The organism is Pseudomonas sp. P179, assembly GCF_000478485.2.
GTDB lineage: Bacteria > Pseudomonadota > Gammaproteobacteria > Pseudomonadales > Pseudomonadaceae > Pseudomonas > Pseudomonas aeruginosa.
On sequence record NZ_KI517354.1, the window covers coordinates 5,174,910 to 5,198,176 of the forward strand.

At 65.4% G+C, this 23,267-nt stretch carries 17 protein-coding genes; all 17 read left to right on the forward strand.

Features of this window, described 5'->3' with window-relative positions:
• Nucleotides 1-5: 5 nt before the first annotated feature.
• The 17 genes from flgJ (at nucleotide 6) to fliF (ending at nucleotide 23,264) form a co-directional block, all read left to right on the forward strand.
• Nucleotides 6-1,208 carry a flagellar assembly peptidoglycan hydrolase FlgJ gene (gene flgJ / locus HMPREF1224_RS36170; protein WP_003082172.1) on the forward strand — a complete coding sequence of 401 codons (1,203 nt, stop codon included), beginning with the start codon at nucleotides 6-8 and terminating at the stop codon, nucleotides 1,206-1,208.
• 18 nt (nucleotides 1,209-1,226) lie between these two features.
• The gene (flgK, locus tag HMPREF1224_RS36175) at nucleotides 1,227-3,278 is read left to right on the forward strand and encodes a flagellar hook-associated protein FlgK (protein WP_003082174.1); all 2,052 of its coding nucleotides are present in this window, start codon (nucleotides 1,227-1,229) and stop codon (nucleotides 3,276-3,278) included.
• 25 nt (nucleotides 3,279-3,303) lie between these two features.
• Nucleotides 3,304-4,623: a flagellar hook-associated protein FlgL gene (gene flgL / locus HMPREF1224_RS36180; protein ID WP_003082175.1), complete on the forward strand. Its 1,320-nt coding sequence runs from the start codon at nucleotides 3,304-3,306 to the stop codon at nucleotides 4,621-4,623.
• A gap of 54 nt (nucleotides 4,624-4,677) precedes the next feature.
• Entirely contained in the window at nucleotides 4,678-5,439 is a 762-nt protein-coding gene (locus tag HMPREF1224_RS36185; RefSeq protein ID WP_003082176.1) for a class I SAM-dependent methyltransferase, read from the forward strand.
• Between the two features lie 4 nt (nucleotides 5,440-5,443).
• Complete coding sequence (locus HMPREF1224_RS36190) at nucleotides 5,444-6,046, forward strand: HAD-IB family phosphatase (protein WP_003082178.1); 603 nt, start codon at nucleotides 5,444-5,446, stop codon at nucleotides 6,044-6,046.
• Entirely contained in the window at nucleotides 6,022-6,684 is a 663-nt protein-coding gene (locus HMPREF1224_RS36195) for a phosphocholine cytidylyltransferase family protein (protein ID WP_003082180.1), read from the forward strand. The genes HMPREF1224_RS36190 and HMPREF1224_RS36195 overlap by 25 nt, the downstream gene beginning before the upstream one ends.
• On the forward strand, nucleotides 6,677-11,761 hold the full coding sequence (locus tag HMPREF1224_RS36200) for a CDP-glycerol glycerophosphotransferase family protein (protein ID WP_010793909.1): 5,085 nt from the start codon (nucleotides 6,677-6,679) through the stop codon (nucleotides 11,759-11,761). Before HMPREF1224_RS36195 ends, HMPREF1224_RS36200 begins: the two co-directional genes overlap by 8 nt.
• Nucleotides 11,762-12,121: 360 nt before the next feature.
• On the forward strand, nucleotides 12,122-13,588 hold the full coding sequence (gene fliC, locus HMPREF1224_RS36205) for a B-type flagellin (RefSeq protein WP_003112503.1): 1,467 nt from the start codon (nucleotides 12,122-12,124) through the stop codon (nucleotides 13,586-13,588).
• A 78-nt stretch (nucleotides 13,589-13,666) separates the two neighbouring features.
• Nucleotides 13,667-14,038, forward strand: a complete 372-nt coding sequence (locus HMPREF1224_RS36210) for a flagellar protein FlaG (protein WP_003082188.1) — start codon at nucleotides 13,667-13,669, stop codon at nucleotides 14,036-14,038.
• An 85-nt stretch (nucleotides 14,039-14,123) separates the two neighbouring features.
• Nucleotides 14,124-15,548, forward strand: a complete 1,425-nt coding sequence (fliD, locus tag HMPREF1224_RS36215; protein WP_003082190.1) for a flagellar filament capping protein FliD — start codon at nucleotides 14,124-14,126, stop codon at nucleotides 15,546-15,548.
• Between the two features lie 121 nt (nucleotides 15,549-15,669).
• A complete protein-coding gene (gene fliS, locus HMPREF1224_RS36220) occupies nucleotides 15,670-16,050 on the forward strand; it encodes a flagellar export chaperone FliS (protein ID WP_003082192.1) in 381 nt (126 codons plus the stop codon).
• A 22-nt stretch (nucleotides 16,051-16,072) separates the two neighbouring features.
• Entirely contained in the window at nucleotides 16,073-16,369 is a 297-nt protein-coding gene (gene fleP, locus HMPREF1224_RS36225; protein WP_003082194.1) for a pili length/flagellar attachment protein FleP, read from the forward strand.
• Nucleotides 16,370-16,650: 281 nt separating this feature from the next.
• On the forward strand, nucleotides 16,651-18,123 hold the full coding sequence (gene fleQ, locus HMPREF1224_RS36230) for a transcriptional regulator FleQ (RefSeq protein ID WP_003086448.1): 1,473 nt from the start codon (nucleotides 16,651-16,653) through the stop codon (nucleotides 18,121-18,123).
• Between the two features lie 112 nt (nucleotides 18,124-18,235).
• Nucleotides 18,236-19,444 carry a sensor histidine kinase FleS gene (gene fleS / locus HMPREF1224_RS36235; protein ID WP_003086450.1) on the forward strand — a complete coding sequence of 403 codons (1,209 nt, stop codon included), beginning with the start codon at nucleotides 18,236-18,238 and terminating at the stop codon, nucleotides 19,442-19,444.
• 4 nt (nucleotides 19,445-19,448) lie between these two features.
• Nucleotides 19,449-20,870 (forward strand): sigma-54-dependent response regulator transcription factor FleR, encoded by a 1,422-nt coding sequence (gene fleR / locus HMPREF1224_RS36240; RefSeq protein ID WP_003082202.1) that lies wholly within the window; start codon nucleotides 19,449-19,451, stop codon nucleotides 20,868-20,870.
• A gap of 245 nt (nucleotides 20,871-21,115) precedes the next feature.
• On the forward strand, nucleotides 21,116-21,445 hold the full coding sequence (gene fliE, locus HMPREF1224_RS36245) for a flagellar hook-basal body complex protein FliE (protein WP_003086454.1): 330 nt from the start codon (nucleotides 21,116-21,118) through the stop codon (nucleotides 21,443-21,445).
• Between the two features lie 22 nt (nucleotides 21,446-21,467).
• Complete coding sequence (gene fliF, locus HMPREF1224_RS36250) at nucleotides 21,468-23,264, forward strand: flagellar basal-body MS-ring/collar protein FliF (RefSeq protein ID WP_003109118.1); 1,797 nt, start codon at nucleotides 21,468-21,470, stop codon at nucleotides 23,262-23,264.
• Nucleotides 23,265-23,267 lie beyond the last annotated feature (3 nt).

The following is a 23,267-nucleotide window of genomic DNA, read 5'->3' on the forward strand; positions in this document are numbered from 1 at the left end:
ACGCCATGGATTCCCGTTTGCTCAGCGGTATCGGCGCAGGCCCCGACAGCGGCTCCTATACCGATCTCAACCGCCTCAACCAGCTCAAGGTCGGCAAGGACCGCGACGGCGAGGCGAACATCCGCAAGGTCGCCCAGGAATTCGAATCGCTGTTCCTCAACGAGATGCTCAAATCCATGCGTTCGGCCAACGAAGCGCTGGGCGACGGCAATTTCATGAACAGCCAGACCACCAAGCAGTACCAGGACATGTACGACCAGCAACTGTCGGTGAGCCTGTCGAAGAATGCCGGCGGCATCGGCCTGGCCGACGTGCTGGTGCGCCAGTTGTCGAAGATGAAGCAAGGCTCCAGGGGCAACGGCGAAAACCCGTTCGCCCGGGTCGCCGAGAACGGCGCCGGTCGCTGGCCGAGCAACCCCAGCGCGCAGGCCGGCAAGGCCCTGCCGATGCCGGAAGCCGGCCGCGACGACTCGAAGCTGCTCAACCAGAGGCGCCTGGCGCTGCCGGGCAAGCTGACCGAGCGCATGCTCGCCGGCATCGTTCCCTCCGCCTCGCCGGCCGCCAGCCAGATGCAGAGCCTGGGCCAGGACAGCTACCTGCCGGCGCAGAGCTACCCGGCGGCGAGCCGCCGCGGTTTCTCCACCGATGGCGTCGACAGCCAGGGCAGCCGGCGCATCGCCCAGCCGCCGCTGGCCAGGGGCAAGTCGATGTTCGCCTCGGCCGACGAGTTCATCGCCACCATGCTGCCGATGGCCCAGAAGGCCGCCGAGCGGATCGGCGTCGATGCCCGCTACCTGGTGGCCCAGGCCGCGCTGGAGACCGGCTGGGGCAAATCGATCATCCGCCAGCAGGATGGCGGCAGCAGCCACAACCTGTTCGGCATCAAGACCGGCAGCCGCTGGGATGGTGCCTCGGCGCGCGCTCTCACCACCGAATACGAAGGCGGCAAGGCGGTCAAGGAAGTCGCGGCGTTCCGCTCCTACTCGTCGTTCGAGCAGAGCTTCCACGACTACGTCAGCTTCCTCCAGGGCAACGACCGCTACCAGAACGCCCTGGACAGCGCCGCCAACCCCGAGCGCTTCATGCAGGAACTGCAGCGCGCCGGCTACGCCACCGATCCGCAGTACGCCCGCAAGGTGGCGCAGATCGCCAGACAGATGCAGACCTACCAGGCCGTCGCCGCCGCCGGCACGCCGCCTCTGGGTTGAGCAAGGAGGAACTGACCCATGTCCGACCTACTCTCGATAGGCCTGTCCGGCCTCGGCACCAGCCAGACCTGGCTGACTGTCACCGGGCACAACATCACCAACGTCAAGACGCCGGGCTACAGCCGCCAGGATGCCATCCAGCAGACCCGGATCCCGCAGTTCAGCGGTGCCGGCTACATGGGCTCGGGCAGCCAGATCGTCGACGTGCGCCGCCTGGCCAGCGACTTCCTCACCGGCCAGTTGCGCAACGCCACCAGCCAGAACAGCGAGCTGAACGCTTTCCTGGGCCAGATCGACCAGCTCAACTCGCTGCTGGCGGATAACACCACCGGGGTCAGCCCGGCGATGCAGCGTTTCTTTTCCGCCTTGCAGACCGCTGCGCAGAACCCGTCCTCGACCGAGGCGCGCGAGGCGGTGCTGGCCCAGGCGCAGGGCCTGAGCAAGACCTTCAATACCCTCTACGACCAACTGGACAAGCAGAACAGCCTGATCAACCAGCAGTTGGGTGCCCTGACCTCGCAGGTGAACAATCTCAGCCAGAGCGTGGCCGAGTACAACGATGCCATCGCCAAGGCGAAATCCGCCGGGGCCGTGCCCAACGATCTGCTGGACGCGCGCGACGAAGCGGTGCGCAAGCTCTCCGAGATGGTCGGCGTGACCGCGGTCACCCAGGACGACAACAGCGTCAGCCTGTTCATCGGCAGCGGCCAGCCGTTGGTGGTGGGCAATACCGTTTCGACGCTGAGCGTGGTGCCGGGGCTGGACGACCCGACCCGCTACCAGGTGCAGCTCACGCTTGGCGACTCCACGCAAAACGTGACCCGGTTGGTCTCCGGCGGGCAGATGGGCGGCCTGCTGGCGTATCGCGATACCGTCCTGGATAGCTCCTACAACAAGCTCGGCCAACTTGCGCTGACCTTCGCCGATACCGTCAACAAGCAACTGGGGCAGGGCCTGGACCTGGCGGGCAAGGCCGGCGCCAACCTGTTCGGCGACATCAACGATCCGGACATCACGGCGCTGCGGGTCCTGGCGAAGAACGGCAACACCGGCAATGTCCACGCCAACCTGAACATCACCGATACCAGCAAGCTGAATTCCAGCGATTTCCGCCTGGACTTCGACGGCACCAATTTCACCGCGCGGCGCCTGGGCGACGACGCAAGCATGCAGGTCACGGTCAGCGGTACCGGTCCCTACACCCTCTCGTTCAAGGATGCCAACGGCGTCGACCAGGGCTTCAGCGTGACCCTCGACCAACTGCCGGCCGCGGGCGACCGCTTCACCCTGCAGCCGACCCGGCGCGGCGCCAGCGATATCGAGACAACCCTGAAGAACGCTTCGCAACTGGCTTTCGCCGGGTCCGCTCGCGCCGAGGCGACCACCAACAACCGCGGCAGCGGCGCCATCGGCCAGCCGAACCTGGTCGGCGGACCGTCGCCGATCGATCCGGCGGTTCTGCAGAACGCCTTCGGCGCCAATGGTCTGCCGCTGAGCGCGACGGTCAGCGCGGATGGCAAGACCTACACCATGACCTCGCCGCTGCCGGCCGGTTGGAGTTATGTCGACAAGGACGGCAACGCGCTGCCCGGCAGTCCGACGCTGAACAGCGGTACCAGCAACAGCGTGCGCATGGCCTATACCGATCCGGGCAGCGGCCAGACCTATACCTACGAGTTCAACCTGTCCAACGTGCCGCAGACTGGCGACAGTTTCACCCTGAGCTTCAACAAGGACGGCATTTCGGACAACCGCAACGCCCTCAACCTGAATGCCTTGCAGACCAAGCCGACGGTGGGCGGTACCGGCAGCACGGGGTCTACCTACAACGACGCCTACGGTGGGCTGGTGGAGCGGGTCGGCACCCTGACCGCCCAGGCGCGCGCCAGCGCCGACGCCTCGCAGACCGTGCTCAAGCAGGCGCAGGACAGCCGCGACTCGCTGTCCGGGGTGAGCCTCGACGAAGAGGCGGCCAACCTGATCCAGTTCCAGCAGTACTACAGCGCGTCGGCCCAGGTCATTCAAGTTGCCCGCTCGCTGTTCGATACCCTGATAGGCGCGTTCCGCTGAGCGCCTTAACCGAGAGACCGTCGTCATGCGCATTTCAACGATCCAGGCTTTCAACAACTCGGTCAGTGGCATCTCCCGCAACTATGCCGACCTGACGCGCACCCAGGCCGAAATCAGTGCCGGCAAGCGCCTGCTGACCCCGGCCGACGACCCGGTCGGCGCCGTCCGGCTGCTTCAGCTGAACCAGGAGCAGGCGCTCAACAGTCAGTACAAATCGGGCATCACGGCAGCGAAGAACAGCCTGCAGCAGGAGGAGACCATCCTCAATTCGGTCGGCACGGTCATCCATCGTATCCGCGAGATCGCCGTGCAGGCCGGCAACGGCGGCCTCGACGCCTCGGACAAGAACGCGCTGGCCACCGAACTGGCGCAGCGCGAGGACGAACTGCTGAACCTGCTCAACAGCCGCGATGCCAGCGGCAAGTACTTGTTCTCCGGCAGCCAGGGCGATACCCAGCCGTTCGTTCGCAACCCGGACGGTACCTACTCCTACAACGGCGACGAAGGCCAGCGTGAGGTACAGATCGCCAGCAGCACCTTCATTGCCATCAGCGACAACGGCAAGATCCTTTTCGAAAGCGGCAGCAACGCCAACCGGGTCTCCACCGGCAAGGGCGCCGCAGGCCTGGACGCCAGCGGCAACCCCAGCGACAGCAGCATCTCCCTGGGCCTGGTGACGGACAAGGAAGCCTACGACACTGTGTTCCCGTCGAGCACGCCACCGCTGGCCAGCGATGGCGTCGGTATCCACTTCACCGACGCGAAGAACTACGTGGTCTACGACCTCAAGACGATCCCGCCGGGCTACGACTGGAGCACCAGCGACCCCAACCCGCCGAGCTTCGCCACGCTCGCCAGCGGCAAGATCGACGACAACGCCCAGACCAGCGACTTCATCACCTTCGGCGGCGTCAAGGTACAGATCGACGGCGAGCCGCAGGGCGGCGACACCTTCAGTATCAAGCGCCAGCCGGACCAGGAAAAGCGCAGCTTGCTCAATACCGTGTCGGACTTGCGCAAGGCCCTGCTCAGCGCCGAGGACACGCCGGCTGGAAACCTGGCTATCCGCGACGCGGTGGGGGTGGCGATCTCCAACCTGGACTCTTCGAACTCGCAGATCCTCACGGGCCAGGGACGCATCGGCGCGCGGATGAACGTCGCCGAATCGACGGAAACCTTCATCGACGACGTGACCCTGGTGAATACCGCCGTGATCTCGCAGATCCAGGATCTGGACTACCCTGAAGCGCTGTCACGGCTGACCCTGCAATCCACCATCATGGATGCGGCGCAGCAGAGTTTCGTCAAGATTCGCGGCTTGAGCCTGTTCAACTACCTGAGTTAAGCGGATGACAAGCGATAGCCCTGTAGGGGCGCGGAGTCGACAGCAGGCTACGGAATGACCGACAAACAACGGATAAAGGGCAGGCCTGTCGCTATCGACTACGAAAGCACGCTGGCTTTCTTCGAAGGTCGGGCCGCCCGCGAATATCGCAATGCCCTGAGTTCGACGATGTATCAGGACCAGCAGCCGGAACTGGTCGAGGAGCGCGATCGGCGCGAGAAACTGCGCGTCGCTCCGGGACTCGCCCTCGGTATGGCCCGGCGGGTCCTCGACATCGGCTGCGGTATCGGGCGCTGGGGCTGGCTGCTGGCCGAGGAAGCGCCGCAGGCCGATTACCTGGGCATCGACTTCTCCGCCGCGCTGGTGGAGAAAGCCTGCGACGAGGCACGGCAGCGCGGCTACGAGCGGCTGCTTTTCCAGCGGATGTCGGCGACCGACATCCGTCCCGCCGAGCTGGCGCTCAGTCCTCCCTACGACCTGCTGCTGGTCTCGGGACTACTCATCTATCTCAACGACAGCGACTGCCAGGAACTGTTGCGCCAGGCGCTGCAGCTGTGCGCACCGGGCGGGCGGATCTACCTGCGCGAACCGGTAGCCGTGGAACAGCGCCTGACCCTGGATCGCTTCTTTTCGAAGGAACTTGAACACGAGTATTCGGCGGTCTATCGCACCGTCGCCGAACTCAAGGACATGCTCGTACAGGCCGGCGGAGGGGAAGGGCCTGCGATTCTCGAAGAGGACTGCCTGTTCGCCGAAGCGCTGGAAAAGCGTGTGGAGACCCGCCAGTACTTCATGATCCTGCAGCGACGGGGATGACTCTGTGCGCACTGCCTACTGCTTCGACCTGGATGGAACCCTGACCCGTCAGGAACTGTTGCCGCTGATCGCGTCGTCCGTCGGTCTCGAAGACGAGATCGAGGTGCTGACCCAGGCCACCATCGACGGTTTCCTGCCGTTCGACAAATCCTTCAAGCTGCGTGTCCGCTTGCTGCGCGACGCGAACCTGGAGTGGATCCACAGCGCCCTGCGTCAGCAGGTGGAGCTGGACCCGCATATCCAGGCGTTCATTTCCGCGCGCCCTCGGCAATGCTTCGTCGTGACCGGCAACCTGGACCTCTGGGTCGAGCCGGTGCTCGAACGCCTCGGAGTGCGCAGCTTCACCTCGCGGGCGCGGATGCGCGACGGACGTCTGGAGGGAGTCGAGGAGATCCTCCACAAGGGCGACGCGGTGACCTCCCTGCGCGGCGAGTTCGAGCGCATCGTCGCTGTCGGCGAAGGGATGAACGACGTGCCGATGTTCGAGGCCGCCGATCTGCGCGTGGCCTACGGCGGAGTGCATGTGCCGAACCGGGTGCTGACCGGCCTGAGCGATTTCGTGGTCCATGAAGGAGAAGCCCTGTGTCGCCTATTGAACATGCTGTGATCAGCGCGGCGGGCATCGGCTCTCGTCTGGGACTGAACAAACCCAAGTGCCTGGTCGAGGTTGGTGGCAAGACGCTGCTGGCCCAGCACCTCGAGCGCCTGGCGGAGATCCCGAACGTCTGGGTCGTGGTGGGGTTCCAGGAGGAACTGGTCATCGAGCAGGTGCGCAACCTGCGCAGGGACGCGATCATCGTGCGCAACCCCGATTTCGACCGAACCAATACCTTGCAGAGCATCCACCGGGTTTCGCGCTATCTCGACCGGCGCTTCCTCGCCGTGGATGGCGACACCTTCATCGAGAATCGCTCGTTCGAACGCTTTCTCCGCGCTGCCGCCGGGCAGGCGGGCCTGATCGGCGTCTCGCGCTACACCACCAGCGATGGCGTGCGCGTTCTGCTGGACGCGGGTGGCGAGGCGGTCACCGCTTTCACCCGCGAGCCGCAGCACGCCTACGAATGGACGGGTATCGCGATTCTCCGGCCGGACATGGTGGTGGACCGGCCGATATACGTGTACCAGGCGCTCGAACCGTACCTGCCGCTGCCCGCGCAGGAACTCGACGCCTTCGACATCGATACCGCCAGCGACCTGGATATGGCGCGGCGCGTGCACCTGAATAACTGGAACCTGAATGATTGAGGACAGCGTGAGCGAACCCGGCCGGCGCGACGGCGGGGATGCCGGGAAGCGATTGGCCTGGCTGCAGCGGCAGGTCTTGCCGGTGCTGGAGGAGGGGGACGCGGTCTGGGTTTCCGGGCTGGACGGCGCGCCGTTCGCCGGGGGCGCACACAAGGTCGTCGAGGCTTCCGTCGCTGGCGAGCTGCCTGGCAACGAGCGTTTCCGCCTGGCTTGCCTGGGCGGGGCGGTGGGAGGCGTGGCGGACGACTGGCAGGCCATGCGCCTGCTCCTGCGCGCGGTGGAGAGCCTGGAGGATCGCGGCTGGCTGCTGCTGGAGGAGGCTCTCTCGGTATGCGCCGCAGGCGCTTGCCGGAGTCCCCAGGCGCAGGCCCGCCTGGCGCTTTCCCTGGGCTTGCGGCAGGTCGCGGAACTGCGCCTGGGCGCGCCGGACGACGGCGGACGCCAGCGGGTGCTGCAACTGTTCCGGCAGGACCTGGCGGTTGCGCGCATGCAGCGCTACTCGGGCCTGAGGGTCGCCTGTTACGGCAACATGCCTTTCCACTACCGCTCGTTGCGTCCTTTGGCCGAGTGTTTCGAGGACAGCCTCCTGAGCCTCGACATCGATGAAGTCATGGCCTGGAAACCGGACGTGATAGCGGTGGCCGACGGCTGGTCGGTGGAGTTCTGGCGCGACTACTGCGATGCGCACAACGTATTGCTGGTCGGCATGCGCCATGGCTCGGTCACCCGCTACGGATTCGCCGAGGGCACCTACCGCTACGCCGACTATCTGTGCGGCAGCGCCTGGGACATCGACGACACCCTGGCTTCCTCGGTGATGCCGCGCAACGGTTTCCTGCTGACCGGCAACGCCTGGTGCGACGAGGTGTTCCGGCTGCCCGCGAGAACCCCGGCGGAGAACGCGCCGACCATCCTCTTCGCCCCCACCTACAACCCCGAGATCAGCGCCGCCGTCCACCTCGGCGAGCGTGTGGTGGCATTGATCCGCAAGGTCTATCCCGCGTCGCGGATCATCATCAAGCCGCATCCCGCCATCGTCCAGCACGAACATGCGTTCGTCAGCGACAAGGATCTGTTCCGCGACCTCATGAAGCTCTGGCGCGAACAGTCACGCACGGACCCGCTGGTCACTCTGGTGGACGACCCCGAGGCGAGCATCGCGGCCAGCTTCGCCGAAGCCGACATTCTGCTGGCGGACCGTTCTTCGCTGATCTTCGAGTTCATGACGCTCGACCGACCGATCCTGCTGTTCTCCCGCGAACAGCGGATCGCCCGCTGGGCCTACAACCCGGAGGCTCCAGGGAACGCCTGGCGCGATATCGGACTGGAGTTCGCCGACGACGAGCAACTGCTCGACCTGCTGGCCAATGCCTTTACCCGGCACGCGGAGAGTCGCGATACCCAGGAGAACCGCACGCAGCAGCTGTACGGCCGGTTTCGCGACGGACGCAGCGTCCAGAGGGTCGCCGCAGCGATCGCCGAGGCGCCGCGCTTGCAGATCGTGCTCGACGCGCGGGCCGCTGCGGATGGCGGGCAGCGCCTGGCCGAACATTATGCGGCCTGCTTCGCCCATCGCCGTATCGACCTGATCGCTCCGTCCGGCGCGGCATTGCCGGCCGACGTGCGGCGCTTCGATTCGTGGCGGGCCTGGTGCGACGCGGAGGCTGCCACGCTCGAACGCAGGGCTTCGGCGGTGCTTCTGGTGGAAGACGACGGCCAGTTGCTGCCGGGCAGCGCGCATCAGGTAAGCGCGCTCCTGCCGGCCATCGCCATGGGCCAGTTGCGGCATGCCCGGCTGGCGTTGGAAGAGCGCGAGGCCGGGCCCGCTGGCGAAACCGACTGGAGCGCTCGCCGCCTGCACAGGTTGCTCGCCCGCCTGCAGCCGAAGCCGGCCTGGCGTCTGCTGGCGCCCGCGCTGTTGCGCGAGGAACTGGCCGACCTGCCGGACGAAGCGGAGCAGCCGTTGTGGCTGCGCGCCGTGGCGGCAGCCGAGGCGCCGGTCGAATGGCCCGTCGGGCAGTTGAACCTGTTCGCCGAAGAGGGACTGTTGCGCCAGGGCGACGTGCATATGCTCTGCGCGCGCGCTCGGCTGCGCGCGGTTCCTTGCGTGTCGGGCCTGCCGCTGCGCCAGCGCCAGGTCGTCCTGCAGGTCACGCCCTTCGCCAGCCAGCTTTACGACCGCTTCCCGTTCCAGTTGCGCGTGTGCCTCAACGGCCAGCTCTTCAGCCGCGTGAGCGTCGAGGACGCGCGAGCGAAGTCGCTGGTCCTGCCGTTCCGGGGTGACGAACGCGGTGGCATGACGATCGAACTGGAGTGCGACGGCAGCTATCCGGCTTTCGAAGGCGTTTCCACGCCGGTCTCCCTGCTGCTCCAGACCGCGTTCCAGCCGGCGCCGGGAGACTATTGCGCGGCCCTCGCGGCCGGCGCAGCGAGCCCGGAGGCGGGGGAGGACTTCCGCAGCGAATACGAGACCTGGCTGCACGGGCGCGAAGTGGAGCCGGCCCGCTACCGTCCCTTCATCGACGCTTTGCGACGCGACTCGCGGATCGAAGTCCTGGTGCTTGCCGAGGAGGCCGAGGACGCAGACCTCCAGCGCAGCCTGGCGAGCATCGACGGCCAGGCCTTGCCGGCCTGGCGCACGCGGATACTGGGCAGAGCCCCGGCGTTTGCGCGCAAGGGCCTGGCGTGGCTGGCCGAGGGTGGTTCCGCCGCCGAGCGGATCAACCTGGCGGCGGCCGCCAGCGACGCCGACTGGCTGATCGTCATCCATGCCGGAGACGAACTGGCGCGTTCCGCGTTGCTCCTGCTGGCGGAAAAGATCCGTACGGAAACCGCGCTGCTGTGCTGCTACAGCGATGAAGACCATGTGTGCGACGGACGCTACGAGGCACCGTTGCTGAAGCCCGACTTCAACCTCGACCTTCTGCGCAGCTACCCCTACTGCGGTCGTTCCCTGGCCTTCCAGCGTGCCGCCTTGCTGGCGCAGGGCGGCTTGCAGGAAGGCTTCGGCGATCTGGCGTTGCAGGACTTCATGTTCCGCCTGGCGGAGCGGGAGGGCCTGGATCGTATCGGCCATCTCGCCGAGGTCCTCTACCACAGCGCTCGCGCCTTCGGAGAATGGCTGGCGAGCGCCGCCGTGCGCCCGTTCATCGCGAGCGTGGTTGACGAGCACCTGAACCGCCTCGGGGTTCCGCATCGAATCGAGCCGGGCCGGCTGGCGGTGATCAACCGCATCGCCTACGACTATCCGGGGACGCCGGCAGTGTCCCTGCTGCTTCCCGTGGGAGACAGCCTGAGCGCTCTCCAGCGCAGCGTGGAAAGCTTCCTGGAGAACACCGACTACCCGTCCTACGAATTACTGCTGGTCGCCTCCGGCCCGCTGGCGCCCGACATGGCCGCCTGGCTGGAGGCGGTCCAGGGACTGGGGAGCGAGCAGATCCGGGTGCTCAGCCCGCAGGCTTCGAGCCTTGCCGGGTGCCTCAACCTCTGCGTGGCCGAGGCCCGAGGCGAATTCCTCCTGTCGTTGGGGGCGGGGGTCGTGGCCCTTCGTCCGGACTGGTTGCGCGAGTTGCTCAACCACGGCCACCGCCCGGAGGTCGGGGCGGTCGGCGGCAAGCTCCTGGGCCTGGACGGAACGATTCGCGAGGCGGGCCTGGTGCTTGGCCTGGGCGGCACGGCGGGCCGCGCGTTCGCCGGCGAGGCGGGAGACAGCGCCGGCTACATGCATCGCCTGCTGGTCGTCCAGAATCACACGGCTCTGTCGGCTTCCTGCCTGTTGTTCAAGCGCTCGCTGCACGACGAACTCGGCGGCTTCGACGAGAACGACTTCGCTCATGGCCACGCCGACGTCGATTTCAGCCTGCGTGCCCGCCAGCTCGGCTACCTGTCGGTGTGGACGCCCTATGCAATCCTGGCCCAGAACGGAAACGTCGAGCTGCCTTCCATGGAGGCCGATGAGTCGCTCTACCGGCGCTGGCTACCGGCATTGGCGCGGGATCCCGCGTACAACCGCAATCTCAGCCTGGAGGGGGCCGGGTTCGCCCTGGAGCGCCCCGAGGTACCGGCCTGGCAACCGCTGTTCGGACGGTCGCCGCTGCCGCGGGTCCTGGCGCATCCTGCCGATCCCTACGGTTGTGGCCACTATCGCGTGCGTCAGCCGTTCCGCGCGCTGCACGACGCCGGCCTGCTGGACGGCATGCTCAGCGAGTCGCTCCTGCAGCCGGTGGCGTTGGAGCGCCTGGAGGTCGACAGCGTGATTCTCCAGCGGCAGATCAGCGAAGAGCAGTTGCGGGCCATTTCCCGGATGCAGTCGTTCAACCGCGCCTTCCGGGTCTACGAACTGGACGACTATCTGCCCGAGCTGCCGCTGAAGAGCCTGCATCGGGCCGAGATGCCCGGCGACATTCGCCAGATCCTCGGTCGTGCCCTGGGCCTGGCGGACCGTTTCGTGGTCTCGACCGAACCGTTGGCGGAGGCATTCCGGCGCATGCACGGGGACATCCGGGTCGTGCCGAACCGCCTTCCGTTGCCCTGGTGGCGCGACCTTTCCAGTCGGCGCCGGGACGCAGAGCGGCCACGGGTCGGATGGGCCGGCGGGATCGGCCATGGCGGCGATCTCGAGGTGATCGCCGAGGTCGTGCGCGAGCTGGCGGACGAGGTGGACTGGGTGTTCTTCGGATTCTGCCCGGATGCCTTGCGTCCCTATGTGCGCGAATACCATCCGGGGGTGGAGATCGAACGCTATCCCGCCTACCTGGCCAGCCTCGACCTCGATCTCGCCCTGGCGCCGCTGGAGCAGAACCGCTTCAACGAGTGCAAGAGCAACCTGCGCCTCCTGGAGTACGGCGTGCTCGGCTTCCCGGTGATCTGCAGCGACGTGCTCTGCTATCGCGACAGTCTCCCGGTCACGCGGGTGAAGAACCGTTCCAGGGACTGGCTGGAGGCGATCCGCTCGCACCTGGCCGATGCGGACGCCAACGCCGCAGCCGGCGCGCAGTTGCGCGAGGCGGTGCGCCGCGACTGGATGCTCGAAGGCGCGCATCTCGAGGCATGGGCGGCAGCCTGGCTGCCGGACTGAATCCGGGGTTTTCTCGAACGAGGCCGGTGGCGCAAGCCATCGGCCTTTTTTCATGCCCGGCGTGCCCTGTTGCACGGGAGGGCTAAAGAAAATCGCCGGGGGGTCGATGCAATGGGTGTCGGAACTTCCACCCTCTGCCGGACCAACCGGGGGCGGTTCAGGACCGATATTGGCGAGTCCTCTTCGAAGCATGTAACCCACTGAAGAGGAAGAGAAAAAGAAAATGTTGATTTTTTCTCTAAAGCTCCGCCGGGAAACGCCGATAAACACCATGAACGCGAATTCTTGGGGCACCTGAGCAAGCAGGCCGAGAGATCGCAAGCTCAGGTAACCGAAATAGGTCCTTTGGAGGAAATCACCATGGCCCTTACAGTCAACACGAACATTGCTTCCCTGAACACTCAGCGCAACCTGAATGCTTCTTCCAACGACCTCAACACCTCGTTGCAGCGTCTGACCACCGGCTACCGCATCAACAGTGCCAAGGACGATGCTGCCGGCCTGCAGATCTCCAACCGCCTGTCCAACCAGATCAGCGGTCTGAACGTTGCCACCCGCAACGCCAACGACGGCATCTCCCTGGCGCAGACCGCTGAAGGTGCCCTGCAGCAGTCCACCAATATCCTGCAGCGTATCCGCGACCTGGCCCTGCAATCCGCCAACGGCTCCAACAGCGACGCCGACCGTGCCGCCCTGCAGAAAGAAGTCGCTGCGCAACAGGCCGAACTGACCCGTATCTCCGATACCACCACCTTCGGTGGCCGCAAGCTGCTCGACGGCTCCTTCGGCACCACCAGCTTCCAGGTCGGTTCCAACGCCTACGAGACCATTGACATCAGCCTGCAGAATGCCTCTGCCAGCGCCATCGGTTCTTACCAGGTCGGCAGCAACGGCGCGGGTACCGTCGCCAGCGTAGCGGGCACCGCGACCGCTTCGGGCATCGCCTCGGGCACCGTCAACCTGGTCGGTGGCGGTCAGGTGAAGAACATCGCCATCGCCGCCGGCGATAGCGCCAAGGCCATCGCCGAGAAGATGGACGGTGCGATCCCGAACCTGTCGGCTCGTGCCCGTACCGTGTTCACCGCTGATGTCAGCGGCGTGACCGGTGGTTCGCTGAACTTCGACGTAACCGTTGGCAGCAACACCGTGAGCCTGGCAGGCGTGACCTCCACTCAGGATCTGGCCGACCAACTGAACTCCAACTCGTCGAAGCTGGGCATCACTGCCAGCATCAACGACAAGGGTGTACTGACCATCACCTCCGCTACCGGCGAGAACGTCAAGTTCGGTGCGCAGACCGGTACCGCTACTGCCGGTCAGGTCGCAGTGAAGGTCCAGGGTTCCGACGGCAAGTTCGAAGCGGCCGCCAAGAACGTGGTAGCTGCCGGTACTGCCGCTACCACCACCATCGTGACCGGCTACGTGCAACTGAACTCGCCGACCGCCTACTCGGTCAGCGGTACCGGCACCCAGGCTTCGCAGGTCTTCGGCAACGCCAGCGCCGCGCAGAAGAGCAGCGTTGCCAGCGTCGACATCTCCACTGCCGACGGCGCCCAGAACGCCATCGCGGTAGTCGATAACGCCCTGGCTGCGATCGACGCCCAGCGTGCTGACCTCGGTGCTGTTCAGAACCGCTTCAAGAACACTATCGACAACCTGACCAACATCTCGGAAAACGCTACCAACGCTCGTAGCCGCATCAAGGACACCGACTTCGCTGCCGAAACCGCGGCGCTGTCGAAGAATCAGGTGCTGCAACAGGCCGGTACCGCGATCCTGGCCCAGGCCAACCAGCTGCCGCAGGCGGTCCTGAGCCTGCTGCGCTAAGCCCGGGAACGGTCACTCACGCGGTACTGGGAGGAAGGGGTGACCCTTCCTCCCTTTTCCCTTTGCGAGGCATGAGAAATGGACGTCGGAAATATCACTTCCCTTTCTACGTTCAAGACCGGCAGGGCCCCGGAGGCCAGCGGCGATATCTTTGCGCCGCGCAGCGCAGCGGATGGCAGCGGCAAACCGTTGCCGGAAGTGACGGCTTCCCGGGAGGCCAGCGAATCTCGCGATGACCTGGGGCTCGCCGTCAGCGACATCCAGTCTTTCGTGCAGAGCGTCAAGCGCAACTTGAACTTCAGCATCGACGACTCCTCTGGCCAGGTCGTGGTCAAGGTGATCGACGGTGACTCGGGCGAAGTCGTGCGGCAAATCCCTTCCGAAGAAGTACTAAAACTTGCCGCCCGGCTCGACGACGTACGCAGTGTCCTGTTCGAAACCCGCGCCTGACGCGCGGGTTGAACGACTTGGCATGGTGCTTGCCCTATCGAAGGGATAGGGCAGTACATGCACGGTTTTTTGACGGAGATGGATTATGGCCGGTATCTCGATAGGAGTAGGCTCGACCGATTACACCGATCTGGTGAACAAGATGGTGAACCTGGAGGGCGCGGCTAAGACCAACCAGCTCGCCACCCTGGAGAAGACCACCACTACTCGTCTCACTGCCCTGGGCCAGTTCAAGAGTGCGATCAGCGCGTTCCAGACGGCGCTCACGGCGCTGAACAGCAATGCTGTGTTCATGGCGCGCACCGCCAAGTCTTCCAACGAAGACATTCTCAAGGCGAGCGCCACCCAGAGCGCGGTGGCTGGCACCTACCAGATCCAGGTCAACAGCCTTGCCACCAGCAGCAAGATTGCCCTCCAGGCCATCGCCGACCCGGCCAATGCCAAGTTCAACAGCGGTACGCTGAACATCTCCGTCGGCGACACCAAGCTGCCGGCGATCACCGTCGACTCCAGCAACAACACGCTGGCCGGCATGCGTGACGCCATCAATCAGGCCGGCAAGGAAGCGGGCGTCAGCGCCACCATCATTACCGACAACTCCGGCTCGCGTCTGGTGCTGAGCAGCACCAAGACCGGCGACGGCAAGGACATCAAGGTCGAGGTCAGCGATGACGGCAGCGGCGGCAATACGTCGCTCAGTCAACTGGCCTTCGATCCCGCGACGGCTCCCAAGCTCAGCGACGGCGCCGCTGCCGGCTACGTGACCAAGGCGGCAAACGGTGAAATCACCGTCGACGGCCTCAAGCGCAGCATCGCCTCCAACAGCGTGAGCGACGTCATTGACGGCGTCAGCTTCGACGTGAAAGCCGTCACCGAAGCCGGCAAGCCGATCACCCTGACTGTTTCCCGGGACGATGCCGGGGTGAAGGACAACGTCAAGAAGTTCGTCGAGGCCTACAACACCCTCACCAAGTTCATCAACGAACAGACCGTGGTGACCAAGGTCGGCGAAGACAAGAATCCGGTCACTGGTGCTCTGCTCGGCGATGCCTCCGTCCGTGCGCTGGTCAACACCATGCGCAGCGAACTGATCGCCTCCAACGAGAACGGCAGCGTACGCAACCTTGCCGCCCTCGGAATCACCACGACCAAGGACGGTACGCTGGAGATCGACGAGAAGAAGCTCGACAAGGCGATCAGCGCCGACTTCGAAGGCGTTGCCAGCTACTTCACCGGCGATACCGGCCTGGCCAAGCGCCTGGGCGATAAGATGAAGCCCTACACCGACGCCCAGGGGATTCTCGACCAGCGCACCACGACCTTGCAGAAGACCCTCAGCAACGTCGACACGCAGAAGGCTGATCTGGCCAAGCGGCTGGCGGCGCTGCAGGAGAAACTGACCACTCAGTTCAACCTGCTTTCCGCGATGCAGGATGAAATGACCAAGCGTCAGAAGAGCATCACGGACAACCTCGCCAGCCTGCCTTACGGCAGCGGCAAGAAGACCTGATTCGCTGGCTGGCGGTGCGGCCCAAGGCCGTATCGCCGGCAAAAAAACCTCCCGCCCACCGTAAAGCTCCCGCGCTCCTTGCCGATAACTTGGTCATAGCGAAGCCCACTGGGAGCGGTCCATGTACGCGATGAAAGCGATGAAGCAATACCAGCAGGTCAGCATCGAGGCTCAGGTTTCCGATGCCAACCCGCACCGTCTGATCCAACTGCTCATGCAGGGTGGTCTGGAGCGTCTGGCCCAGGCGCGTGGTGCGATGGAGCGGGAGCAGATCCCGGAAAAGGGGATCCTGATCGGCAAGGCCATCGGCATCATCGGCGGCCTTCGCGAAGCGCTGGACAGCGAGCGTGGTGGCGAGCTAGCCGGCAATCTGGATCGTCTCTACGAGTACATGATCGCTCGTCTGGTCGAGGCCAATACCAGCAACGATACCAGCCTGCTAGACGAAGTCAGCGCCCTGTTGTTGGAAGTGAAGTCCGGTTGGGACGGTATTTCGCACTGAAAGAGATGTAAAGGGATCGGTTATGAGCCAAGCCACGCAACAACTGGATGAAACCCGACTCGCCCTGGCCGATGCGTTGCAGGCCGGCAACTGGGATGCCATCGGTGAGCTGGATCAGGTCTGTCAGGTCAAGATCGACCAGGCCATGCATGATGACGAGCGCGACGAGCAGGCCTTGCGCGTGAGCCTGGAGCAGTTGCTCAGCTTGTACAACGATATGCTCAGCGCTTGCCGGCAGCAGCGCGAAGCGATCGGTGCGGAGCTGACCGGTCTGCAGCGTGCGAGTAAAGGCGCCAAGGTCTACCAGATGTTCGGATAAGTTTTTCATGGCTTTGTGCCGTTACTTTGGCGCAAGGCTTTTCGGAAAAATTTACATATCCCCAAAAACCCCTGCCAGTACTGCTTTCCATGCGGTCTGTAGGGGTTTTTTATTGCCTCTCCCTGTCGGAAACAGCAAAAAAAACACGCCATAAAATTGACTAATCGTTCACATTTGACTTAACTAGTGGCCAAATGCTGGCTGCTTATTAGAAATAGGCATTAGTCCCAGCCCTCTTTCGGGTCGAGCGAGACCCATTCGATGCAAGGCAGCTGATCAAAATGTGGCGCGAAACCAAACTCTTGCTGATTGACGACAATCTCGATCGCAGTCGCGACCTGGCAGTCATTCTCAACTTCCTCGGCGAAGATCAGCTGACCTGCAACAGCGAGGATTGGCGAGAGGTAGCGGCGGGCCTGAGCAACAGTCGCGAAGCCCTGTGCGTGCTGCTCGGTAGCGTCGAGTCGAAGGGCGGTGCGGTAGAGCTGCTGAAGCAACTGGCCAGTTGGGACGAGTACCTGCCGATCCTGCTGATCGGCGAGCCGGCCCCGGCCGACTGGCCGGAAGAGCTGCGCCGCCGGGTGCTCGCCAGCCTGGAGATGCCGCCCAGCTACAACAAGCTGCTCGATTCCCTGCATCGCGCCCAGGTCTACCGCGAGATGTACGACCAGGCCCGCGAGCGCGGCCGTTCCCGCGAGCCGAACCTGTTCCGCAGCCTGGTCGGCACCAGCCGGGCGATCCAGCAGGTGCGGCAGATGATGCAGCAGGTCGCCGATACCGATGCCAGCGTGCTGATCCTCGGCGAGTCCGGCACCGGCAAGGAAGTGGTGGCGCGCAACCTGCATTACCATTCCAAGCGCCGCGAGGGGCCCTTCGTCCCGGTGAACTGCGGGGCGATCCCGGCGGAACTGCTGGAAAGCGAATTGTTCGGCCACGAGAAGGGTGCCTTCACCGGTGCCATCACCAGTCGTGCCGGACGTTTCGAGCTGGCCAACGGCGGCACCCTGTTCCTCGACGAGATCGGCGACATGCCGCTGCCGATGCAGGTCAAGCTGCTGCGCGTGCTGCAGGAGCGCACCTTCGAAAGGGTTGGCAGCAACAAGACGCAGAACGTCGACGTGCGGATCATCGCCGCGACCCACAAGAACCTCGAGAAGATGATCGAGGACGGCACTTTCCGCGAAGACCTCTACTACCGCCTCAACGTATTCCCCATCGAGATGGCGCCGCTGCGCGAGCGGGTGGAAGACATCGCCCTGCTGCTCAACGAACTGATCTCGCGGATGGAGCATGAGAAGCGCGGGTCGATCCGCTTCAACTCGGCGGCAATCATGTCGCTCTGCCGCCACGACTGGCCGGGCAACGTCCGCGAACTGGCGAACCTGGTGGAGCGCCTGGCGATCATGCATCCCTACGGGGTGATCGGGGTCGGCGAACTGCCGAAGAAATTCCGCCATGTCGACGACGAGGACGAGCAACTCGCCAGCAGCCTGCGCGAAGAGCTGGAAGAGCGCGCGGCGATCAACGCCGGGCTGCCGGGAATGGACGCGCCGGCGATGCTGCCGGCCGAAGGCCTGGACCTCAAGGACTACCTGGCCAACCTCGAGCAGGGCCTGATCCAGCAGGCCCTCGACGACGCCGGCGGAGTGGTCGCGCGGGCCGCCGAACGCCTGCGCATCCGCCGCACCACGCTGGTAGAGAAGATGCGCAAGTACGGCATGAGCCGGCGTGACGACGACCTGTCGGATGATTGACAGGTCGTTTCGCAACGCTTTGATTTTCAAATGAAAAAAATTTAGGCACGGGTATTGCTATATCTCCGTCGACCGACAGAACCATGACGTCGCGCCGACCGAGAGAAACGCAATGCAACCAGCCCTCAACGCCTTCACCGAGCAGCCAGCCGATACGGCCGAGGCCACCAGCCGCGCCGGCCTCGAGCAGGCCTTCGCGCTGTTCAACCAGATGTCCAGCCAGCTCAGCGAGTCCTACAGCCTGCTGGAGGAGCGCGTTACCGAGCTGAAAGGGCAACTGGCCCTGGTCAGCGCGCAGCGCATGGAGGAGCTGGCGGAAAAGGAGCGCCTGGCGAACCGCTTGCAGAGCCTGCTCGACCTGCTTCCCGGCGGCGTCATCGTCATCGATGCCCATGGCGTGGTCCGCGAGGCCAACCCGGCGGCCCTGGGCCTGCTTGGCGAGCCGTTGGTGGGCATGCTCTGGCGTGAGGTGATCGCCCGCTGCTTCGCTCCGCGCGAGGATGACGGTCACGAGATTTCCCTGCGCGACGGACGTCGCCTGTCCATCGCCACCCGCTCGCTGAATGGCGAACCGGGGCAACTGATCCTGCTCAACGACCTCACCGATACCCGCCGTCTCCAGGAGCAACTGGCGCGCCACGAGCGCCTGTCGGCGCTGGGGCGGATGGTCGCCTCGCTGGCCCACCAGATCCGCACGCCGTTGTCAGCGGCGTTGCTCTATGCCGGGCACCTCAGCGAGCAGGCGCTGCCGACCGACCAGCAGCAACGCTTCGCCGGGCGCCTGAAGGAGCGCCTGCACGAACTGGAGCATCAGGTACGCGACATGCTGGTGTTCGCCCGCGGCGAGCTGCCGCTGACCGACCGGGTGGCGCCGAAGGCGCTGTTCGACAGCCTGCGCGCGGCGGCCGAAGTCCATGTCCAGGGGCTCCAGGTGCGTTGGCAGTGCGAGGCGCGCGGCGGCGAGCTGCTGTGCAATCGCGACACCCTGGTGGGCACCGTGCTCAACCTGGTGGAGAACGCGATCCAGGCCTGCGGGCCCGAACTGCGCCTGAAGGTGCATCTCTATGCCCGCGCCGACAGCCTGCGCCTCAGCGTCAGCGACAACGGACCGGGTATGGACCCGGCGACCCTGGCGCGCCTGGGCGAACCCTTCTTCACCACCAAGACCACCGGTACCGGGCTCGGCCTGGCGGTGGTCAAGGCCGTGGCGCGCGCCCACCAGGGGCAATTGCAGTTGCGCTCTCGGCCGGGGCGCGGCACCTGCGCCACCTTGATCCTGCCGCTGATTCCGGCGGCGCCTCTTTCTGCGATTCAGGAGTAACCCCATGGCAGCCAAAGTCCTGCTGGTCGAAGACGACCGCGCACTACGCGAAGCCCTCAGCGACACCCTGCTGCTGGGCGGTCACGAGTTCGTCGCCGTGGACTCGGCGGAGGCGGCGCTGCCGGTCCTGGCCCGCGAAGCCTTCAGCCTGGTGATCAGCGACGTGAACATGCCGGGCATGGACGGACACCAGTTGCTCGGCCTGATCCGTACACGCTACCCGCACCTGCCGGTGTTGCTGATGACCGCCTACGGCGCGGTCGATCGCGCCGTCGAGGCGATGCGCCAGGGCGCCGCCGACTACCTGGTCAAGCCGTTCGAGGCGCGGGCGCTGCTCGACCTGGTGGCGCGCCATGCGCTGGGCCAGTTGCCGGGCAGCGAGGAGGATGGTCCGGTGGCCCTGGAGCCGGCCAGCCGGCAGTTGCTGGAACTGGCCGCGCGGGTCGCGCGCAGCGATTCCACCGTGCTGATCTCCGGCGAGTCCGGGACCGGCAAGGAAGTCCTGGCCAACTATATCCACCAGCAATCGCCGCGTGCCGGCAAGCCGTTCATCGCGATCAACTGCGCGGCGATCCCGGACAACATGCTCGAGGCCACCCTGTTCGGCCACGAGAAAGGTTCCTTCACCGGCGCCATTGCCGCCCAGCCCGGCAAGTTCGAGCTGGCCGACGGCGGCACCATTCTTCTCGACGAGATATCGGAAATGCCCCTCGGCCTGCAGGCCAAGCTGTTGCGCGTATTGCAGGAGCGCGAGGTGGAGCGGGTCGGTGCGCGCAAACCGATCAACCTGGATATCCGCGTGCTTGCCACGACCAACCGCGACCTCGCGGCGGAAGTCGCGGCGGGGCGTTTCCGCGAGGACCTCTACTATCGCCTGTCGGTCTTCCCGCTGGCCTGGCGGCCGCTGCGCGAACGCCCTGCGGACATCCTGCCGCTGGCCGAGCGTCTGCTGCGCAAGCACAGCCGCAAGATGAACCTCGGCGCGGTGGCGCTCGGCCCCGAGGCCGCCCAGTGCCTGGTCCGGCATGCCTGGCCGGGCAACGTACGGGAACTCGACAACGCCATCCAGCGTGCGTTGATCCTGCAACAGGGCGGCCTGATCCAGCCCGCCGACCTGTGCCTCACCGCGCCGATCGGCATGCCGCTCGCGGCCCCGGTGCCGGTGCCCATGCCGGCAATGCCACCGGCCACCCCGCCGAGCGTCGAGATTCCGTCGCCGGCCGCAGGCCAGGACGCTAGCGGCGCGCTGGGCGACGACCTGCGTCGCCGCGAATTCCAGGTGATCATCGATACCCTGCGCACCGAGCGCGGCCGCCGCAAGGAGGCTGCCGAGCGCCTTGGCATCAGCCCACGGACCCTGCGCTACAAGCTCGCCCAGATGCGCGACGCGGGGATGGACGTGGAGGCCTATCTCTACGCCATCTGAGTGCTCGCCATGTTCCCCAGGCCCGCCTCGTGCGGGCCTTTTGCGTCCGCCGCCGGTCGTCGCCCGGGGCTGTTCGAGCGTGCGCGCCTGCCGATAACCGGAGCAGGGACGGACCCTGCAGCGGTCGCGGGCATTGGCGGCGAACGCCGATGCCGGGCCTTGGGGCCGACTTGGCACCCTTGTTGCAACTCCTCTGCAAAGTGCCGGGCGGCGTCAAAAAAGCCGCGGCTGTTGGAGGAAGAGTCATGAGTCAGGGTGTCGAGTTCAATCGTCTGATGCTGGAAATGCGTTCCATGCAAATGGAAGCCATGGCCAAGGCCAAACCGGTTCAGGCGCCGGCCGAAGTGGGGGCGCCGAGCTTTTCGGAAATGCTCTCCCAGGCCGTGGACAAGGTGAACGAGACCCAGCAGGCCTCCACCGCGATGGCCAACGCCTTCGAGGTCGGCCAGAGCGGCGTCGACCTGACCGACGTGATGATCGCCAGCCAGAAGGCCAGCGTGTCGTTCCAGGCCATGACCCAGGTGCGCAACAAGCTGGTCCAGGCCTACCAAGACATCATGCAGATGCCGGTCTGAGCGGCGCGAGGATAACTAGTTCATGGCCGATGCACTGATCGACAGCCAGGTTCCCGCCAAGAGCGGCGGTGCCGGGATGCTGAAGAAATCCTTCCCGGGACTGTCGTTCCTCGACAACCTTTCCGAGATGACCATGCTGCGCCAGATCGGCCTGCTGGTCGGTCTCGCCGCCAGCGTGGCGATCGGCTTCGCCGTCGTGCTCTGGTCCCAGCAGCCGGACTACAAGCCGCTCTATGGCAGCCTCAACGGGGTCGACGCGAACCGTGTGGTGGAAGCGCTGACCGCGGCGGACATTCCCTACAAGGTCGAACCCAACTCCGGCGCGCTGCTGGTCAAGGCCGACGACCTCGGCCGGGCACGCATGAAGGTGGCCTCCGCCGGCGTGGCGCCGACCGACAACAACGTCGGTTTCGAGATCCTCGACAAGGAACAGGCGCTGGGCACCAGCCAGTTCATGGAAGCCACCAACTACCGCCGCGGCCTGGAAGGCGAGCTGGCGCGCACCGTGTCGAGCCTGAACAACGTCAAGGCCGCCCGCGTGCACCTGGCGATCCCGAAGAGTTCGGTGTTCGTCCGCGACGACCGCAAGCCCAGCGCCTCGGTGCTGGTCGAGCTGTATCCGGGGCGCAGCCTGGAGCCGAGCCAGGTGATGGCGATCGTCAACCTGGTCGCCACCAGTGTGCCGGAGCTGGACAAGTCGCAGGTCACCGTGGTCGACCAGAAGGGCAACCTGCTCTCCGACCAGCAGGAACTCTCCGAGCTGACCATGGCCGGCAAGCAGTTCGACTTCACCCGGCGCATGGAAGGCCTGCTCACCCAGCGCGTGCACAATATCCTGCAACCGGTGCTGGGCAACGGTCGCTACAAGGCCGAGGTGTCCGCCGACGTTGACTTCAGCGCGGTCGAGTCGACCTCGGAGATGTACAACCCGGACCAGCCGGCCCTGCGCAGCGAGCAACGCAACAACGAGGAACGGCAGAATTCGTCCGGCCCGCAGGGCGTGCCGGGGGCGCTGTCGAACCAGCCCCCGGGCCCGGCCAGCGCGCCGCAGCAGGCCACCGCCAGCGCGCCGGCCGACTACGTCGCGCCGGGCCAGCCGCTGAAGGACGCCAACGGCCAGACCATCATCGATCCGAAGACCGGCAAGCCGGAGCTGGCGCCGTACCCGACCGACAAGCGCGACCAGACCACCCGCAACTACGAACTGGACCGCTCGATCAGCTACACCAAGCAGCAGCAGGGGCGCTTGCGCCGACTGTCGGTGGCGGTGGTGCTGGACGACCAGATGAAGGTCGACGCGAAGACCGGCGAGGTCAGCCACCAGCCCTGGAGCGCCGACGAACTGGCGCGCTTCACCCGCCTGGTACAGGATTCGGTGGGCTACGACGCCAGCCGCGGCGACAGCGTCAGCGTGATCAACGCGCCGTTCGCCCCGGCCCAGGCCGAAGAGATCGACAGCATTCCGTTCTACTCGCAGCCGTGGTTCTGGGACATCGTCAAGCAGGTGCTCGGCGTGCTGTTCATCCTGGTCCTGGTGTTCGGTGTGCTGCGTCCGGTGCTGAGCAACATCACCGGCGGCGGCAAGGGCAAGTCGCTGGCCGGCGGCGGCGGTCGCGACGGCGACCTGGCGCTGGGCGAGAGTGGCCTGGAAGGCTCGCTGGCCGACGACCGGGTGAGCATCGGCGGGCCGTCGAGCATCCTCCTGCCGAGCCCCACGGAGGGGTATGATGCGCAATTGAACGCGATCAAGAACCTGGTCGCACAGGACCCGGGCCGCGTCGCCCAGGTCGTGAAAGAGTGGATCAACGCCGATGAGTAAGCG

What these genes read in the sequence shown, in the direction of transcription:
- flgJ (WP_003082172.1), top strand. Translation starts at nt 6, where the DNA reads ATGGATTCCCGTTTGCTCAGCGGTATCGGCGCAGGCCCCGACAGCGGC.
- flgK (WP_003082174.1), top strand. Translation starts at nt 1,227, where the DNA reads ATGTCCGACCTACTCTCGATAGGCCTGTCCGGCCTCGGCACCAGCCAG.
- flgL (WP_003082175.1), top strand. Translation starts at nt 3,304, where the DNA reads ATGCGCATTTCAACGATCCAGGCTTTCAACAACTCGGTCAGTGGCATC.
- HMPREF1224_RS36185 (WP_003082176.1), top strand. Translation starts at nt 4,678, where the DNA reads ATGACCGACAAACAACGGATAAAGGGCAGGCCTGTCGCTATCGACTAC.
- HMPREF1224_RS36200 (WP_010793909.1), top strand. Translation starts at nt 6,677, where the DNA reads ATGATTGAGGACAGCGTGAGCGAACCCGGCCGGCGCGACGGCGGGGAT.
- fliC (WP_003112503.1), top strand. Translation starts at nt 12,122, where the DNA reads ATGGCCCTTACAGTCAACACGAACATTGCTTCCCTGAACACTCAGCGC.
- HMPREF1224_RS36210 (WP_003082188.1), top strand. Translation starts at nt 13,667, where the DNA reads ATGGACGTCGGAAATATCACTTCCCTTTCTACGTTCAAGACCGGCAGG.
- fliD (WP_003082190.1), top strand. Translation starts at nt 14,124, where the DNA reads ATGGCCGGTATCTCGATAGGAGTAGGCTCGACCGATTACACCGATCTG.
- fliS (WP_003082192.1), top strand. Translation starts at nt 15,670, where the DNA reads ATGTACGCGATGAAAGCGATGAAGCAATACCAGCAGGTCAGCATCGAG.
- fleP (WP_003082194.1), top strand. Translation starts at nt 16,073, where the DNA reads ATGAGCCAAGCCACGCAACAACTGGATGAAACCCGACTCGCCCTGGCC.
- fleQ (WP_003086448.1), top strand. Translation starts at nt 16,651, where the DNA reads ATGTGGCGCGAAACCAAACTCTTGCTGATTGACGACAATCTCGATCGC.
- fleS (WP_003086450.1), top strand. Translation starts at nt 18,236, where the DNA reads ATGCAACCAGCCCTCAACGCCTTCACCGAGCAGCCAGCCGATACGGCC.
- fleR (WP_003082202.1), top strand. Translation starts at nt 19,449, where the DNA reads ATGGCAGCCAAAGTCCTGCTGGTCGAAGACGACCGCGCACTACGCGAA.
- fliE (WP_003086454.1), top strand. Translation starts at nt 21,116, where the DNA reads ATGAGTCAGGGTGTCGAGTTCAATCGTCTGATGCTGGAAATGCGTTCC.
- fliF (WP_003109118.1), top strand. Translation starts at nt 21,468, where the DNA reads ATGGCCGATGCACTGATCGACAGCCAGGTTCCCGCCAAGAGCGGCGGT.